Origin of the sequence: Lacrimispora sphenoides JCM 1415 (genome assembly GCF_900105615.1) — a bacterium.
Taxonomy (GTDB): Bacteria; Bacillota; Clostridia; order Lachnospirales; family Lachnospiraceae; genus Lacrimispora; species Lacrimispora sphenoides.
Genome location: NZ_LT630003.1, coordinates 4,415,968 through 4,433,609, shown reverse-complemented (window position 1 = coordinate 4,433,609; position 17,642 = coordinate 4,415,968). Strand labels below are relative to the sequence as shown.

The 17,642-nt window shown below is 46.5% G+C and carries 17 protein-coding genes; 1 reads left to right on the top strand and 16 read right to left on the bottom strand.

The annotated features are described in order from the left end of the window. Positions 1-189: 189 nt before the first annotated feature. From uraA to holB, 16 genes are all read right to left on the bottom strand, one after another. A complete protein-coding gene (gene uraA, locus BMX69_RS20015; RefSeq protein ID WP_100043903.1) occupies positions 190-1,452 on the bottom strand; it encodes a uracil permease in 1,263 nt (420 codons plus the stop codon). Positions 1,453-1,728: 276 nt separating this feature from the next. Next, positions 1,729-2,850: an NAD(P)H-dependent flavin oxidoreductase gene (locus tag BMX69_RS20010; RefSeq protein WP_100043325.1), complete on the bottom strand. Its 1,122-nt coding sequence runs from the start codon at positions 2,848-2,850 to the stop codon at positions 1,729-1,731. Then, positions 2,850-4,574, bottom strand: coding sequence for an acetyl-CoA carboxylase carboxyltransferase subunit alpha (locus BMX69_RS20005; RefSeq protein ID WP_100043324.1), 1,725 nt, complete (start codon positions 4,572-4,574; stop codon positions 2,850-2,852). The genes BMX69_RS20010 and BMX69_RS20005 overlap by 1 nt, the downstream gene beginning before the upstream one ends. A gap of 20 nt (positions 4,575-4,594) precedes the next feature. Then, complete coding sequence (locus BMX69_RS20000; protein ID WP_100043323.1) at positions 4,595-5,947, bottom strand: acetyl-CoA carboxylase biotin carboxylase subunit; 1,353 nt, start codon at positions 5,945-5,947, stop codon at positions 4,595-4,597. Positions 5,948-5,956: 9 nt separating this feature from the next. After that, on the bottom strand, positions 5,957-6,382 hold the full coding sequence (gene fabZ, locus BMX69_RS19995; protein WP_174715190.1) for a 3-hydroxyacyl-ACP dehydratase FabZ: 426 nt from the start codon (positions 6,380-6,382) through the stop codon (positions 5,957-5,959). A gap of 62 nt (positions 6,383-6,444) precedes the next feature. Further along, positions 6,445-6,924 carry an acetyl-CoA carboxylase biotin carboxyl carrier protein gene (gene accB, locus BMX69_RS19990; RefSeq protein WP_100043322.1) on the bottom strand — a complete coding sequence of 160 codons (480 nt, stop codon included), beginning with the start codon at positions 6,922-6,924 and terminating at the stop codon, positions 6,445-6,447. 10 nt (positions 6,925-6,934) lie between these two features. Further along, positions 6,935-8,173, bottom strand: a complete 1,239-nt coding sequence (gene fabF / locus BMX69_RS19985; RefSeq protein ID WP_054791995.1) for a beta-ketoacyl-ACP synthase II — start codon at positions 8,171-8,173, stop codon at positions 6,935-6,937. 15 nt (positions 8,174-8,188) lie between these two features. After that, on the bottom strand, positions 8,189-8,929 hold the full coding sequence (fabG, locus tag BMX69_RS19980; RefSeq protein ID WP_054791996.1) for a 3-oxoacyl-[acyl-carrier-protein] reductase: 741 nt from the start codon (positions 8,927-8,929) through the stop codon (positions 8,189-8,191). A gap of 43 nt (positions 8,930-8,972) precedes the next feature. Continuing rightward, positions 8,973-9,893 (bottom strand): ACP S-malonyltransferase, encoded by a 921-nt coding sequence (fabD, locus tag BMX69_RS19975; protein ID WP_100043321.1) that lies wholly within the window; start codon positions 9,891-9,893, stop codon positions 8,973-8,975. Positions 9,894-9,909: 16 nt separating this feature from the next. Then, the gene (gene fabK / locus BMX69_RS19970; RefSeq protein ID WP_092241458.1) at positions 9,910-10,833 is read right to left on the bottom strand and encodes an enoyl-[acyl-carrier-protein] reductase FabK; all 924 of its coding nucleotides are present in this window, start codon (positions 10,831-10,833) and stop codon (positions 9,910-9,912) included. Beyond that, the gene (gene acpP / locus BMX69_RS19965; protein WP_025230682.1) at positions 10,833-11,066 is read right to left on the bottom strand and encodes an acyl carrier protein; all 234 of its coding nucleotides are present in this window, start codon (positions 11,064-11,066) and stop codon (positions 10,833-10,835) included. The genes fabK and acpP overlap by 1 nt, the downstream gene beginning before the upstream one ends. Positions 11,067-11,144: 78 nt before the next feature. After that, on the bottom strand, positions 11,145-12,110 hold the full coding sequence (locus BMX69_RS19960) for a beta-ketoacyl-ACP synthase III (RefSeq protein WP_100043902.1): 966 nt from the start codon (positions 12,108-12,110) through the stop codon (positions 11,145-11,147). Between the two features lie 124 nt (positions 12,111-12,234). Next, positions 12,235-13,128 carry a 16S rRNA (cytidine(1402)-2'-O)-methyltransferase gene (gene rsmI / locus BMX69_RS19955; RefSeq protein WP_051515223.1) on the bottom strand — a complete coding sequence of 298 codons (894 nt, stop codon included), beginning with the start codon at positions 13,126-13,128 and terminating at the stop codon, positions 12,235-12,237. Continuing rightward, positions 13,128-13,865 carry a tRNA1(Val) (adenine(37)-N6)-methyltransferase gene (locus BMX69_RS19950; protein ID WP_100043320.1) on the bottom strand — a complete coding sequence of 246 codons (738 nt, stop codon included), beginning with the start codon at positions 13,863-13,865 and terminating at the stop codon, positions 13,128-13,130. The genes rsmI and BMX69_RS19950 overlap by 1 nt, the downstream gene beginning before the upstream one ends. Continuing rightward, entirely contained in the window at positions 13,855-14,763 is a 909-nt protein-coding gene (locus BMX69_RS19945; RefSeq protein WP_025230678.1) for a PSP1 domain-containing protein, read from the bottom strand. The genes BMX69_RS19950 and BMX69_RS19945 overlap by 11 nt, the downstream gene beginning before the upstream one ends. Before the next feature lie 3 nt (positions 14,764-14,766). Further along, positions 14,767-15,756, bottom strand: coding sequence for a DNA polymerase III subunit delta' (gene holB / locus BMX69_RS19940; RefSeq protein WP_100043319.1), 990 nt, complete (start codon positions 15,754-15,756; stop codon positions 14,767-14,769). A 256-nt stretch (positions 15,757-16,012) separates the two neighbouring features. Between holB and BMX69_RS19935 the strand changes: the two genes are divergently transcribed. Beyond that, positions 16,013-17,641, top strand: coding sequence for a response regulator transcription factor (locus BMX69_RS19935; RefSeq protein WP_100043318.1), 1,629 nt, complete (start codon positions 16,013-16,015; stop codon positions 17,639-17,641). Position 17,642: the final 1 nt, after the last annotated feature.

Sequence of the window (17,642 nt, the reverse complement as noted above, 5' to 3'; positions counted from 1 at the left end):
CCTCTTTTTAACTTCTTTCAATTCTTCTTAATCCATCTTATTCCCGCCAAAATAGCCTTATGTGTTTTCCCTGTTACAAATTCTGCGCAAAAAACCGCAAAGCATGATAGTTCGTTGCTTTGCGGTATATACAGATCCTATATTCACATTTTCCGGTCATTAACACTCCCGGATATTTCCTTATTCTAATTACGCATGATCCCTGTCATTTGTAAGATTCAGCTTGTCCAGAACAAAGAACATCAGGCCCATCAACATGCCTACCACACATGCGAGAACCATACCTGATAACTGGATGCTTCCAAACTTTACGGCAACACCGGATAGTCCTGTTACAAAGATAACGGAGGTCATGGCCATATTTCTGGATTTTCCATAATCAACCTGTGCATCTACCAGAATACGAATACCTGAGGCTCCGATCATTCCATAAAGTAAGAAGGAAATTCCGCCGATTACCGGCCCTGGAATTGTATTGATTAATGTCGTCATCTTTCCGATAAAAGAGCAGGCAACAGAAAGAACTGCCGCTCCCCCGATTACATAGACGCTGTATACCTTTGTCATAGCCATGACACCGATATTTTCCCCATATGTGGTGGTTGGTACTGAACCGACGAGGCCGGAAAGGGTAGTTGATATATAATCTCCCAGCAGAGAGCGATGAAGCCCGGGATCCTTTATCAAATCTCTATCTACAATTTTACTGGTTACAATCTGATGGCCGATATGTTCTGAAGTAACGACCAGAAGTACTGGAAGAATAATGACAATTGCTTCCCATTTAAACTTCGGTGCTGCAAAATTAGGCAAGGACAACCATGCTGCGGTGCTGACCTCACTAAAATCTACAACACCACTTAAAAGTGCTGCCACATATCCTACAATTATTGCAACCAGAATCGGGATAACAGATAAGAATTTTCTGAATACCACAGAACCAAGTACCGCTGTCAGTAGAGTTACCAGAAATACAATGACATTTCTCATATCAATCATTTCATCCTTTAAGCCTGCATTGGCTGCCGCTGTTCCAGCAAGCTCAAGTCCAATCAGTGCCACAACCGGTCCCATAGCGGCCGGAGGAAGAACGATATCAATCCAGTCTGAACCGAATTTATAAATAATCAGTGCCACAACACAACCGCAAATCCCCACGGCCACAAACCCGCCCAGGGCATAATTATAGCCCCATTTGCTGATAACAATTCCTGCCGGTGCCAGGAATGCAAAACTGGAGCCAAGGTATGCCGGTGCTTTTCCCTTTGTTATGAAAATAAAAAATAATGTTCCCATTCCATTCATGAACAGTACAACTGCCGGGTTGATTCCAAATATAAAAGGAACCAGGACCGATGCCCCGAACATTGCGAACATATGCTGGATACTTAAAGGCACCAGCAACTTAAATGGCACTTTCTCTTCCACCTGAATGATTTTCTTGCTTTCCATACAGCTCTCCATTTCTCTCTTAGTCTTCTTAAAATTTTTTATCTTTCCCATTATAGCACTACCTCTATTTTCACGCAACCACTTAAAATTGGAGAATTCTTCCAGTGTACACCATTGGACTTCAGCTTATGAATGAGTCTTATCCGCCCAATACTCCGGAAAAAAGGCTGCTGCCCCCGGTTTCTTCAAACCGGCAGCTTTGCAGCCCCTTTTAATTAAATATTCCAGCCGCCAAAGTCAAGCTGGCTTAACCCTGGCTCATTGCACTTATTAGAATCAATTCTCACCAACCAGATCTTTCATAACCTCTTTTACCGTTTCCATCCGGGTTGCAAGATGAGCCTTACTGCCGCAAAAGACAAGCCCTTCTTCGGTTCTCCCTTCTGCGGAGTTAACCAAAGCCTTCGTAATACAATAAGGAATGGTCTTCCTGTCGCATTTGTCCAAACATTGATAGCAATGCTCCAGACGGAAAGGAGTATCTCCCACGGTCTTTAAGAAAGGATTCTTAATAGCCCTTCCCGGCATTCCAACCGGGCTTTTGGTAATGACGATATCTTCTTTCTTTGCATGAAGATAAGCCTGCTTAAACGCTTCCGGTGCATCGCATTCCTCGGTGGTCACAAACCGGGTCGCCACCTGGACGCCGTCGGCTCCTAGGGAGAGCTGGTGCATGACATCCTCATGGGAGTAAATGCCTCCCGCGGTCACGACCGGGATCACCTTATTGTACTTATCTCCATATTCCTTTACCAGCCGGATAATGCCTTTTACTTCTTCTTCATATTCCGCCTGCTTATAGGTGTGTTCCACATCCTCTGTATCCACCCCAAGGTTTCCCAGATCCTCTCTGGAAAATCCTAAGTGTCCTCCTGCCAGAGGCCCTTCCACTACTACCAGGTCAGGCGCCTGATGGTATTTACGGTCCCACATCTTGCAAATAACCATAGCAGACTTAACCGTTGATACAATGGGAGCTATCTTGGTTTTTAACGCGACTCCGGCCTCTTCCGCTGCCTCTGCCACATATTCCGGCAGGCTCACAGGAAGCCCGGCTCCGGATATGATAAGATCCGCTCCGGCTTTTACCGCTTTTTTCACATAGCTTGCATAACTTTTCGTGGCAACCATAATGTTAAACCCAATGATGCCCTCCGGCGCGATTTCTCTTGCCTTTTTCATTTCCTGTCCAATGGCCCGCAGATTTGCTTCCAATGGATTCTCTTTAAAATCCGGCTCCCGAAAACCGATCTGAGCCGTAGAAATAATTCCGATCCCTCCGGCCTTTGCCACTGCTCCTGCTAAAGAAGAAAGACTGATTCCTACTCCCATACCGCCCTGGATCACCGGATGGTTTGCCACCAGCTCTCCTATTATCAAAGGTTTTAATGTTCCCATTACATTCTCCTAAATCTTTCATATCTTTGATCTGCAAGTTCTTCCTTTGTCATGGTAAGGAAAACGGCAAAAAATTCTTCCATGGCCTTATCCATTTCCTCCGCAATTCGGTCAAGATTATCTGCACAGGCCGGTTCTTCTTCTGAGATCACCCGCTCTATGAGACCTAACTCCATTAAATCCCTGGCCGTGATCTTCATGACCCTGGCAGCGTCATTTGCCTTTTTGCTGTCTTTATATAAAATCGATGCAAAGCCCTCGGGGGAGAGAATAGAATAAATGGAATTCTCCATCATCCAGACTTCATTTCCAACCGCCATGGCAAGAGCGCCGCCGCTGCCGCCCTCTCCTATAACAATGGAAAGAACCGGCACGGTTAAATCTGCCATTTCAAATAAATTTCTGGCGATGGCCTCTCCCTGGCCCCTTTCTTCGGCCTCCAGGCCGCAGAAGGCTCCCGGTGTATCCACAAAACAGATGACCGGACGGCCAAAGACTTCCGCCTGTTTCATCAGCCGCAGAGCCTTCCGGTATCCATCGGGTGATGGCATTCCAAAATTACGCCTGATGTTATCCTTAGTATTCTTCCCTTTTTCCTGTCCGATGACCGTAACGGGAATTCCATGGAAGGAAGCGATCCCGCCTATAATTGCCCCGTCATCTTTATAATAACGATCCCCGGCAAACTCCATGAAATCATCAAACAGCGCATGAATGTAATCCGATGCCACCGGCCGGTCCGAGCTTCTGGATAGCAATACGGTATCCCAGGCACTCCTTTTATTCTTTTTCAACCGGAGAACCTTCTTTTTTCCACCATTTGATTCCGCTTTTGTTCGGTTATCCACAGGAAGGTCCTGACTGCTTTGGGGATTGTGGAGCCTTAAGATGTTAGCCAAGGTTTCCTTCATCTCTTCCCTGGGTACGATCTTATCAATGAAGCCATGTTCAAGCAAAAATTCCGCTCTCTGGAATCCTTCCGGCAGCTTCTGACCAATGGTCTGTTCAATTACCCGGGGGCCTGCAAATCCGATCAGGGCGAAAGGCTCTGCCAGAATGATGTCACCCAACATGGCAAAACTGGCCGTCACCCCGCCTGTGGTAGGGTCTGTAAGGACACTGATAAAAAGCTGGCCTGCCTTGTGATGGCGCTTTAAGGCTGCCGAAGTCTTTGCCATCTGCATGAGTGATACAATCCCCTCCTGCATCCTGGCTCCTCCGGAACATGCAAAGATGATCACCGGAAGCTTCTCCTTCGTCGCCCGCTCTACGGCCCTAGCGATCTTTTCCCCCATCACATGACCCATGCTGCTCATGATGAAACGGGCATCACAGACTCCGATCACTGCCTTCTGGCCATTCATTTCACAGCAGCCGGTGACAATGGCTTCGGAAAGCCCGGTTTTTTCCCTGGCTGCTGCGACCTTCTTTTCATATCCCGGAAAATCAAGGGGATTTTTAAATTCCATCTCCTTATCCCATTCCTCAAAGGTCCCCTCATCCGCTACCATCTCAATCCTCTGGTAAGCATGAAGACGGAAATATCCCTTGCATTTTGGACAGATGAAATGATTGCTTCGCACATCCTCCACATAGATGGGCTGACAGCATTTATTGCATTTCCTCCACAGCCCTTCCGGAATGCCCGGTTCCTCTGCTTTTTCAGGAGCCTTGTATTTGCTGTCTATTAATGTATAGGTTTTCTTAAACATGCTTTTTAACATAAGATTGCTCCTTTACCTGCCTACCGGACATAATCCGGAAAATATTTGGGAATAAAATCCGTATCCACATCTCCATCCCGGTAAGCTTCATGACTCAGGATATCAAACTGAAAATCCACATTTGTCTCAATCCCCTCGATGATCAGTTCTCCAAGAGCGCTTCTCATCTTTAAGATGGCTTCCTCCCGGTCTTTTCCGTGGACGATCATCTTCATCAGCATGGAATCATAATTGGCCGGAACCTTATATTCGTTGTAAATGTGTGTGTCTATGCGGACTCCGTTGCCTCCGGGCACATGGACATTTTTTATAAGGCCAGGACAGGGCATGAAGTTTTTCGCAGGATTTTCTGCATTGACTCTGCATTCAATGGCATGGCCTGTAATGGCTACATCCTCCTGCCTTACACTTAATGGCTCTCCTGCTGCGATCCGGATCTGTTCCTTGATTAAATCCAGGCCGGTCACCATTTCCGTCACCGGATGCTCCACCTGGATTCGGGTGTTCATTTCCATAAAATAAAAATTTTTATGTTTATCCAAAAGGAACTCAATTGTTCCTGCATTCTCATAGTGAACGGCCTTGGCCGCGCGGACCGCAATCTCTCCCATGCGGTTCCTTAACTCCTCAGAGATAGCTGCTGACGGGGATTCTTCAAGCACCTTTTGATGGCGTCTTTGAATGGAACAGTCACGTTCCCCCAGATGCACTACATTTCCAAACTGATCAGCCATAATCTGAAATTCAATATGCCTTGGCTTTTCGATATATTTTTCAATATACATGGTATCATCTGAAAATCCCTTTACGGACTCCATCTGGGCATTCTTAAAATTAGCCTCGAAATCCTCCAGGCTTCTGGAAATCCTCATACCTTTCCCGCCGCCTCCTGAGGAAGCCTTGATCATAACAGGAAAACCGATCCTTTCCGCCATTGCCTTCGCCTCTTGTACCTGGCGGACCGCTTCTTTTCCGCCTGGGATCACGGGGACCCCTGCTTCTATCATAGTCTTTCTGGCCTCGGATTTATTTCCCATCTTCCCTATTACTGCTGCAGATGGGCCGATAAAGGTAATGTTACACTTTTCACAAAGTTCCGCAAACCTGGCATTTTCCGATAAAAAGCCAAAGCCTGGATGAATGGCATCCGCTTTCATGGCTACGGTGGCCGTGAGGATCCTCTCCATGTTTAAGTAGCTCTGGGTCGAGGGGGCCGGACCAATGCAGATCGCCTCATCGGCTAATAAGGTATGAAGACTCTCCCGGTCCGCCTCTGAATAAACAGCAACCGTTTTAATCCCCATTTCCCTGCAGGCCCTTATGATACGTACCGCAATCTCTCCGCGGTTGGCAATTAAAATCTTATCAAACATGAGCCTCACCTACCCAATCATAAATGTCAGTTCCGCACTGGCCGCCAGCTTCCCGTCTACGGTTGCGGTTGCCTTTCCCACACCCACAGGACCTTTGCGCTTAATGATCTCACATTCCAGCTTAAGCCTTTCTCCCGGGATGACCTTGTGCTTGAATTTGGCCTTGTCAATACCACCAAAATAACCAATTTTCCCTTTATTCTCTTCCATGCTTAACATTGCAACTGTACCTACCTGTGCCAGGGCCTCTATGATCAGGACTCCCGGCATTACCGGCTCTGCCGGAAAATGTCCCTGGAAAAAAGGTTCATTATAAGACACACATTTATATCCAACCGCTCTCACTCCAGGCTCAAACTCCTCGATGCAGTCCACCAGTAAAAACGGGTGTCTGTGAGGAATAATCTCCTGAATCTCCTTAATACCTAACATCATGCGCCCTCCTGCTTTTAAAAGAGAGGCCCAGCCTCTGGGCCTCTCTTAGATTTCACAACTGATTACCGGATACGGAACAGAGGCTGACCGTACTCCACCACATCTTCGTTACCTATCAAAATGGCTTCCAACACGCCATCAAATTCACATTCAATCTCATTCATCAGCTTCATGGCTTCGATAATTCCTAAGACCTGCCCCTTCTTAACCTGATCTCCAACCTTTACAAATGGTTCACTTTCAGGAGACGACGCATTATAAAAAGTTCCTACCAAAGGAGAGGATACAAGCTTATCCGAACAGATATCATTTCCAGCCCCTTCCAAGGGCTTCCCGGCTGGAGTGACCGCGGGAACCGCCTGCTGGGCGAAAACACCTGCTGCCGCTTCTGTCTGAACCACAGAATTTCCGGATATTGTCACGAATTCTCTTTCTTTTTCTTTCTTAATGGAAAGCTTTAAGTCTCCCTCTTCCATTCTAAAGCTGGTTAATTCATTTTCTTTTACAGCCTGCATCAGCCTGATAATATCATTGATCTCCATAGACTGCCTCCTATTGTTCAAACTTCTTCACAAGAATGCTGGCATTATGTCCGCCGAATCCCAGGGAGTTGCTGATGGCATATGTTACATCACAGGCAACACCTTCCCCTTTGGTATAATCCAGATCACAGCCTTCTCCTTCTTCTAAAAGGCCGGCAGTTGCATGAACAAAGCCATCCCGGATAGATTTTACACAGGCAATGAACTCGATCCCTCCTGCAGCGCCTAAGAGATGGCCCACCATGGACTTAGTGGAGCTGATCTTTACATCCTTTGCATGGTCGCCTAAGGCAGTCTTAATGGCCAGGGTCTCAAACAGGTCATTGTGATGAGTGCTGGTACCATGGGCATTCACATAATCGATATTCTCAGGAGCAATTCCCCCATCCTTTATGGCCTCGGTCATGGCTCTTGCCGCACCGCTTCCATCCTCAGCCGGGGATGTGATGTGGTATGCGTCACAGGTTGAACCGTAGCCAACCACTTCACCGTAGATGACCGCATTTCTTGAGAGCGCATGCTCCAGCTCTTCTAAAATAACCACGCCTGCTCCTTCTCCCATAACAAAGCCGCTTCTGTCTTTATCAAATGGGATGGAAGCGCGCAGGGGATCATCTGCAGTCGTAAGTGCCGTAAGAGCCGTAAATCCTGCCACACCGATCGGGGTGATGCTGGCTTCTGCTCCTCCCGCCACCATGACATCCGCTTCTCCGTACTGGATGGAACGGAAGGCTTCCCCTATGGAATGGGTTCCAGTGGCACAGGCAGTTACCACATTGATGCACTTTCCTTTTAATCCGAACTGGATTCCCACGTTTCCGGCCGCCATATTAGATATCATCAGAGGAACCAGAAGGGGATTTACCCTGCCCGGCCCTCTTTCCAAAAGCTTTTTATTCTCCCTCTCAAGGGCCTGTAAGCTTCCGATTCCTGAACCAACGCTTACGCCCACCCGGTAAGGGTCTTCCTTTTCCATGTCAATGCCTGACGTCTCTAAGGCTTCCTTTGAAGCCGCCACGGCAAACTGGGCAAAGCGTTCCATACGTTTTGCTGCCTTTACATCCATATAATCCTTTGGATCAAAATCCTTTACCTCGGCAGCCAGTTTTGCTTTATAATCCGTTGTATCAAACTGGGTGATCGGTCCGATCCCCACCTTATTTTCCTTTAAGCCATTCCAAAAGCTCTCTACATCTTTCCCGATTGGGGTAATGGCACCCATGCCGGTTACTACCACTCTTCTCTTCATACCATCTCTCCTCGCTTACATAGCCATGCCGCCATCCACACTGATCACCTGACCAGTGATGTACCCAGCTTCCTCTGATGCCAGAAATGCTGCCACTCCGGCAATATCTTCTACTGCTCCAAAACGTTTCATCGGGATCTGTTCTAAGGATGCTGCCTTTACGGAATCCGGCAGAACCTCAGTCATCGCCGTATGGATAAAACCGGGGGCTATTGCATTTACTGTGATTCCTCTGCTTGCGGCCTCTCTGGCAAAAGACTTGGTGATACCGATAACACCGGCCTTGGCTGCACAGTAATTTGCCTGCCCGGCATTGCCTAACACGCCGGAGACAGAGGAAATATTTATGATCCTTCCGCTCTTTTGCTTGATCATCTGGCGGGCAACATGCTTCATGCAGTTGAATACACCCTTTAAATTGGTATTGATCACCGCATCAAAATCTTCTTCAGACATCTTCATCAGCAGATTATCCCGTGTGATCCCTGCATTGTTCACAAGAATATCCAGCTTACCGTATTTCTTTATCACACCTTCTAATAATACGCCCACGCTTTCATATTCTGCTACGTTACACTGAACGGCTTCTGCCTTACCACCCTTTTCTTCAATCTCCTTCACTACTTCCATGGCCTGGGAATCAGAACCATTATAATTAATAATCACGGTTGCTCCCTGGTCTGCCAGCTTTACGGCAATTGCCCTTCCGATTCCTTTGGCGGCTCCGGTCACCACTGCTATCTTACCATCTAACATGTTCTTTTCCTCCTGCATCCTTAAAAGGGAGTTCGATTCACCTTTAGGAAAAATTGATCAATTTCGCCATATCTTCCAGCTTCTCTATATTAAAGACTCTTGCGTCTTTCGTAATCTTCTTAATGAACCCGGCCAATGTCTTACCCGGCCCGATTTCGATAAAGGTATCCACACCGTCTGCTACCATGGTTTCCACACTCTGCTGCCACCGCACGGAAGAATACACCTGCTCCTTAAGCAAAGGCTTTACCATTTCACTGGCGGTTACATACTGGGCTGTCACATTCGCCACGTAGGGAATCTGAGGGGTTTTTATTTCCACGCCCTTAAGCACCTCTCCCAATTTCTCCCCCGCACCGGTGAGCATGGAGGAATGGAAAGGTCCGCTGACATTTAACATCAGCGCCCGTTTTGCACCTGCTGCCAGAAGCTTTTCATTTGCTGCTTCCACAGCCTCTTTTTTACCTGATATTACAATCTGCCCCGGGCAGTTGTAATTGGCGATCTGGACTCCCTCCATACCGCTTAATACTTCTTCAATCGTTAAGGCATCCAGTGCCAGAATAGCCGCCATGGCTCCGATCCCATTAGGAACCGCTTCCTGCATGAGGATTCCCCTCTGCCTGACAGTCCGGATGGCATCTGCATCGCTCATGACGCCTGCAGCCGCAAGCGCACAGTATTCTCCCAGGCTTAAACCGGCAGTTACCTGCGGTCTTATGCCCTTTTCTGCTTCCAGCACCCGCAGCATGGCAATGCTGGTGGTTACCATGGCTGCCTGAGTATATTCCGTAATATCCAGCCGGTCATTCTTTTCAAAGCAAAGCTCCGGTAGGTCAAAACCAAGCAGGCTGGAAGCCATATCATATGTTTCTTTTCCAATCTTTGTCTGCTCATAAAAATCCTGGCCCATACCACAGTACTGCGCACCCTGGCCTGGGAAAATAAATGCAATCTTGCTCATGATAATAAACTCCTCTTTAACGGCCAAGCAATCGTTCTGCCTGTTCCATCATCTCATCAATCATTTCTTTGCAGGTCTGTTCCCTGGAAATCATACCTGCAATCTGTCCGGCCATAACCGTACCGTTTGTGATATCCCCCTCCTGAACCGCTTTTCTTAGAGTTCCAAGGGTCATATATTCCAATTCTTCAAAGGACTTGCCTTCCTCTTCCAGTCTAGCATACTCCCTGGTCATCTGGTTCCTCAAAGACCTTACGGGATGGCCATGGCTGCGTCCGGTTACTGCAGAATCAATATCCTTTGCCTTAATGATCCGCTGCTTGTAGTTGTCATGGACAATGGATTCCTTTGCAACTACAAACCTGGTTCCGATCTGGACAGCCTCTGCTCCCAGCATAAATGCTGCGGCGATTCCCCGTCCGTCTCCGATACCGCCGGCAGCGATCACCGGTATGGATACTGCATCCACTATCTGGGGAACTAACGTCATGGTCGTCTGTTCGCCGATATGGCCGCCGGATTCACATCCTTCTGCCACTACTGCATCTGCGCCGTATTTCTCCATTCTCTTTGCCAGAGCCACAGAAGCCACCACCGGAATCACCTTGATTCCTGCTGCCTTCCACATATCCATATATTTTTCCGGGTTTCCGGCTCCGGTGGTCACCACCTTGATGCCTTCCTCCACCACTACCTTTGCCACATCCTCTGCGTGAGGGCTTAACAGCATGACATTGACGCCGATGGTTTTTCCCGTCAGTTCCTTTGCCTTGCGGATCTCCGCCCGTACCACCTCGCCGGGAGCATTTGCCCCGCCGATGAGGCCTAAACCTCCGGCTTCCGACACGGCAGCGGCCAGATGATGCTCAGCCACCCAGGCCATACCGCCCTGGATAATCGGATGTTCCACTCCCAAAAGTTCGGTAATTCTGGTTTTCATTACGCTTCCACGCCCTTCGCTTTTAAATAGTCCATAACCTGCTGAACCGTAGTCAGTTTCTCTAAATCCTCAGATGGAATTTCAACAGAATACTCATCCTCAAGAGCCATAACAAGCTCAAACAAATCCAGAGAATCTGCTCCTAAGTCCTCTTTGAAGGAGGATTCGGCGGTAATTTTACTTGCCTCCACGTTTAACTGCTCTGCGATAATTTCCTGCATTTTCTCTAACATCATTCAATCTCCTCTTTCATTTTCATTCTTATTATTTTTATTCTATTACTTTGAGTTTCAAAGTATTAGCTGAAATCATTACCACTCCAAAAGAGTGGCTCCCCAGGTTAATCCTGCTCCAAAGCCGGCAAATACGAGTTTATCTCCCCGCTGTAACTTTCCTTCCCGGTTCATCTCATCCAAAAGGATTGGTATGGTTGCTCCTGATGTATTTCCAAACCGTTCCAGATTGGTAGGAAATTTTTCCATAGGTATCTTCAACCGCTTTGCGATGGATTCAAAAATCCGGTAATTTGCCTGATGCAGAATAAAATATTTAATTTCTTCTATGTCGGTTCCGCTTTCTTCCACTACCTGTTTAATGGCCTCCGGCACAGTCTTGACTGCAAATTTGAACACTTCCTGGCCGTCCATGGTCATATATCCAAGCTCCGGCTTCTCTCCAGTGAGGAAGTTTCCTGTGGTCCTTCCTCCGCATTCCAGAGCGCTTCCCCTGGTGCCATCCGCTCCCATGGTCATGTGAAGTATCCCCTTTTCTTCTGCCCGGACGACAGCCGCTCCGGCTCCATCCCCGAACAGAACACAGGTGCTTCTGTCATTCCAGTCTATCAGCTTACTTAAGGTATCCGCCCCGATCACGAGCCCGGTCCGGTAGATCCCGGCCTTAATAAAGCCGTGAACTGTATTTAGGGCATAAACAAATCCGGAGCATGCCGCACTTAAATCAAAAGCAGCTGCCCTGTGAGCTCCGATTGCCGCCTGTACCTCACAGGCGCCGCTGGGGAAACAGCAGTCCGCAGAAGAAGTGGCTAAAATGATGATATCCAGTTCATCTGCCGATACATCGGCATTAATAAGCGCCTCTTTTGCAGCCTGAATGGCCAGATCAGAGGTTCCCGACTCCGCCGATGCGATCCGTCTTTCCTTTATTCCGGTCCTGGTCCTTATCCACTCATCACTGGTATCCACAAACCCTGCCAGATCGTCATTGGTTACCACTTGCTCCGGGACAGCTGAACCTGTTCCTATTATTCTTGTTGTCATAAATTCCCCCATCCATGTCTCCCACCTCTGAGGGAACCATGCCGCGTTGGATTGTTTTATATTTCAAATATTTTGAATATCAAAGTAATTTTATAAAATGATACGCAGATTGTCAAGAGAAATTTTACAATTCATGGTTCAACAGGTACTGATAAACCTCTCTCTTGCTGATTCCCCTGTCCTTTGCCACCATGCGCATTGCTTCCTTCCGGTCTATCCCCTGGCTTTCGTAAAGCTCCATGTGTTCCTCCATGGACATCTCCCGGGAAGCCATGGATCTTTCCTCTATTTTCTCCCTGATACTCTTTCCCTCTATGACGATGACACACTCGCCCTTTGGATCTTCCTCTTCATAAGCCTTTAAGGCTTCCAAAAAGGTTGTTCGAAACGCAGTTTCAAAACGTTTCGTAAGCTCCCTGCAAATGGTGATCCTCCGGTCTCCCAAAGCCTCATAAAGCTCCTTTAAGGTTCTGACAAGCCGGTGAGGTGCTTCGTAAATGATCATGGTCCTGGTCTCTTCCTTAAGCTCCTCTAAAATCCACTGCTTCTCCTTCTTATCCGTCGGTAAAAACGCTTCAAAGGAAAAACGTCTGGTACCAAGCCCGGAAAGAGTGAGAGCCGTAATACAGGCTGCCGGTCCGGGAAGAGATGTCAGCTCAATCCCTGCCTCATAGCACTGCTTTACCAGTTCCTCTCCAGGATCCGAGATACCCGGCGTCCCTGCATCTGTGATTAAGGCAATCTGAACTCCTTGTTTCATCTGCTCCACCAGGTACCTGGCTTTTTCCACCTTATTATACTCATGGTAGCTCGTCATGGGTGTCTTAATATCAAAATGGTTTAAAAGCTTGATGCTGTGTCGGGTATCTTCCGCCGCGATCAAATCCACTTCCTTTAACGTATTTAAAACCCTCAGGGTAATATCATCAAGATTCCCTATGGGCGTTGCACACAAAAATAACTTTCCTTTATTCTCTTCCAATTTTCCTGCTCCCAGCCGTTTCCTCTTTTTCGTCATCAATACCCGTAAATGGTATAGATCTCATCCGTATACACACCTGGTTCTTTATATACAATAACAGGAGCCTCCACCTTGATCATGGATCTTCCTCCCCTTACAGCTTCAATGAGAACCATGTTGGCTTCTCTGTCCACATAGGGATGAACCATCTTCATCCGCTTTGGCTCCAAACCACAGCTTTTTAAAGCCGTTATAATCTCAACCAGCCGGTGAGGCCGGTGTACCATGTAAAACCTCCCGCCCGGTCGCAAAAGCTTTGCTGCTTCTCTTGTTACATCATGAAGGGTGCATAACACCTCGTGACGGGCAATGGCCTTAGGCAGTTCCGGATTCTTAAGGCCGTGAGAATCGTTCATATACGGGGGATTAGAGGTCACTACGTCAAAGGAAGCCGCGCCAAATAAACGGCTGGCTTCCTTTATATCTCCCGTAACAATGGATATTTTTTCTTCCAGATGATTTAAGGCTACGCTCCTTCTGGCCATTTCCGCCATCGCTTCCTGAATCTCCAGCCCGGTATAATGAAGGCCCTGATTTTTAGCCTCCAAAAGGAGGGGGATGATCCCGGTGCCTGTCCCTAAATCTATCGCCTTTTCCCCCTGCTTTACCAGCGCAAAGCCCGAAAGAAGAACCGCATCCATACCAAAGCAGAACCCATCCCGGTTCTGTATGATCTGATATCCGTTTCTTTGCAGATCATCTATACGTTCATTTTCTTTTAAATCAATTGTCATCTAACTTAGACTTTCCTTCTTTCTTTTCAAGAGCCTCTAATGCCCTTAACTCCTCATCTGTTACCTGAGCCTTCTCCCGACGGCGTCTGGGCTTAAACTTCAGCTGATCCACCCGGTATTCCCGGATTTCTTTTTCATCCTTAATGGTTACAACCACCTTTACCAGCTGCCTTAAAACGCTTACGGAATGTACCTCTCCCTTAAGTCCGTCATCCGTTGTCACAAAATCACCTACATTGGGAAGCTTGCTGTTAAGCTCCTCATAGGTTTCCTCTTCATTCTTTAAGCAGCACATAAGCCTTCCGCAAACTCCGGATATCTTGGTGGGATTTAAAGACAGATTCTGCTCTTTTGCCATCTTAATGGATACAGGTATGAATTCTGAAAGGTAGGAATGGCAGCATAAGGTTCTTCCGCAGATGCCGATTCCTCCCACGATCTTTGTCTCATCCCGGACTCCTACCTGACGAAGCTCGATCCTGGTCTTGAATACAGAAGCCAGATCCTTGACAAGCTCCCTGAAATCGATTCTTCCGTCCGCAGTAAAATAAAACAGTACCTTATTATTATCAAAGGTATATTCCGCATCAATCAGCTTCATCTGAAGACCGTGCTTTCTGATCTTCTCTTTGCAGATCTTAAATGCTTCCTTTTCCTTTTCATGATTTCTTTTTTCCACTTCATCGTCAGCCTTGGTTGCCATACGGATCACCGGCTTTAAGGGCTGAACTACTTTATCGTCTTCCACTTCCCGGCATCCAAGGACAACGTAACCATATTCTACTCCCCGGGCAGTTTCCACAATTACATGATCCCCGGTCCGTACCTCCAGGCTCATGGGATCAAAGTAATAAATTTTTCCTGCGTTGCGGAACCGAACGCCTATTACCTTTATCATAAATTAATTCTCCTTCATAACAAGCAGCATGAGCTCCATAGCCAGCTCCGTATTGACATTGGCATCCAGACGGATCCTGGCCTTGTCAATGGCCTTTAATATCATCTCAATGCCATCATAAGCACTGGCAGCGCTCATCTCTTTCATTGTATTGTATTCTTCCCTGAAAACCAGAAGATTAATATCCTGAGTCACTTTATACATTAAAACATCCCGGTACCATAGCTGCATAAAATCAAGGCAGTCATAGATATCCAGATTTTCATCTTTCATCTTCTTAATGTAAAAAAGCAGCTCCACAATATCCATATCCTTGATGTGCTTCAGCATATGGATCAATTCCTTATACATTACCTGAAACTCCTCAGAAGAAGCCAGATGTATCGCCCTTCCAAGATTCCCTCTGGCAAATGCTGCATAAATCTCCGCTTTGCTCTCTGCGATTCCCAAAGATCCTGTTAAAAAGGATCTTACCACCGAATCCTGCAAAGGCTTAAGCTTTAACTGCACACATCTGGAAAGAATGGTGGGAAGAAATGCCTCCTGATTGGTCGTAAGCAGCATAATAACCGCATAAGAAGGAGGTTCTTCAATCGTCTTTAACAGGGCATTCTGGGCCTGAACCGTCATCTTTTCCGCTTCATCCACAATGTAAATCTTATAGTAACTGCTATAAGGGCGTATCATTATGGTGTTATTTATCTGGTCCCTGATATCGTCAACGCCAATGCTTCCTGACTTCTCATGGGATAAATAAATCAGATCCGGATGGTTTTCGCTCATGACCTGCTTGCATGCATGGCACTGCATACATGGCTCACTCTTTCCCTTTTCACAGAGAAGGGTCATTGCAAATGCATTGGCCAGGGACTTACGCCCCATCCCCGCTTCCCCTGTCAAAATGTACGCATGGGAAACATGATTTGATTCAATGGCTTTTTGCAAATGTTCTTTGATTCTCTCATGGCCGATGATATCTTTAAACCCTGGCATAGAGGCACCCCCCTGTCACTGTTGTCTAATCCGTCCTCCCTGTCTCTGAAAACGGAAAAACGAATTTAACTAATTATAACATAGAACGTTTATCACCACAAGAAAGAAGTATTGGCAAATCCTTTCTCATTTCCCGCATTTCTGCACATTTTCAGTCAATATTTTTCAGCACATAAACTTTTTAAGTTGAGATTATAAACCCGGTGAAGTATACTGAGAAGAGAAGGTATTTGTATCGGAATTAAAACAATAGGGGATGATTTCAATTTTAGGAATAATAATAGCAGACGACGAAAAGAAAATCTGCAGGCTTTTAGAATATTTGATCGACTGGGATGAGATAGGGGTAAAGCTATTGGGGGTTGCTTATGATGGCATTTCTGCATTTCAGCTGATTCAGGAAAAGAAACCTGACGTTCTGCTTACGGACATCAGAATGCCGGGTATGGATGGCCTCCAGCTGATTGAAGAGGCCAAGAAGCAGAATGCTTCTCTTAAATGCATTATCATAAGCGGCTATAAGGACTTTCAATACGCACAACAGGGAATCCGGTACGGAGTACGGGATTATTTGCTGAAGCCAATTAACCAGGATGACCTGACCCGTACGTTAAAAAAACTGGTCAAAGAAACCTTGGAGCAGAAAAGCAGCCAGGAAGTCCAGATGCACTTAGAAGAAACCATAAGAAACTATTCCGGAGAGTTTAAACGGGTATTTCTAAAAATGGTATTGGAGCAAAAACCGGAGGAAAAGCCTGAGTCCGTATTAAAAGAAGTTCGAAAAATCAATCCGTCCCGGGTTGTTAACCAGGGCGGCCGGTGTCTGGTTGTGAAGCCGGATATTGAGTATAAGGATTTTACAAAAGATGCTTATCAGCTTTTAATTGATAAAACGATTGAGATCCTTCAGGTCGAATTTGCTTCTGAAGAAGGAGATTTAACGATTGAGGCATCCGAAGAGGGAATATTTTTATTACTGTTCCATGAACCTTCAGATAAGGAAGAACTGATGAAGGCCTTAAACCATGTCAGAGACCGGGTCATGGGACTTCAGGATCTATTTCCAAAGATATACTTTTCAGCTATCATCACAGAGCAGGTGGATACAGACGAGGAACTGATCAGGCAGATACAGTACAGCCGGATCGCCATGTACAACCGGCTCCTTACGGATGCCAATACGGTGTCGAAATTGAATGCGCCTGCTGCCGGATCAGAAGAAAAGAACTCCTTAACCGCAGAGATTTCCAGGCTGTTAGAAGACAGACCGGAATCCTTTGAACCGGAAGAAATAAAAAGCTGCTTAAATGATGCAAAACAAATCATGCAAACGGAAAAAAACATCTCCGGGCTTGATATTAAAATGGAGCTGCTCCGGCTGGCCCATAATTATCTGGACTGGTTTGAACTTCTTGATGCCTCTCTGGACAAAAGCGGAAAAGCCGCTTACTTCTCTGAAATGTATGAGCATTGCATCAGCCTTGACCAGGCTTTTGAACTCCTGGAAGAGACCCTTACAAAATCATTGCTTGAAGTTCTGAGCCATTTAAAAAGCAGGGAAATAAAACCGGTTGCTTATGCCAAGCACTATATAGAAAAAAACAAGGGCGTTCAAATAAAGCTGGAAGAGCTGGCAAAAAACGCCGGTTTCAGCTATACCTATTTTTCATACTTATTTAAAAAAGAAACAGGGAAAACACTGACCGAATATATACAGATGGTAAGGATAGAGGCCGCCAAAAAGCTTCTGGTGGAAAAAGAGCGGAACGTAAGCGAAGTAGCGGAACTGGTTGGTTACAGTGATATCAAATTTTTTACCAAACAGTTTAAAAAGGCGCTGGGCGTCTCTCCCAATGAATACCGCAAAATGTTTCTGGAACGCTGAA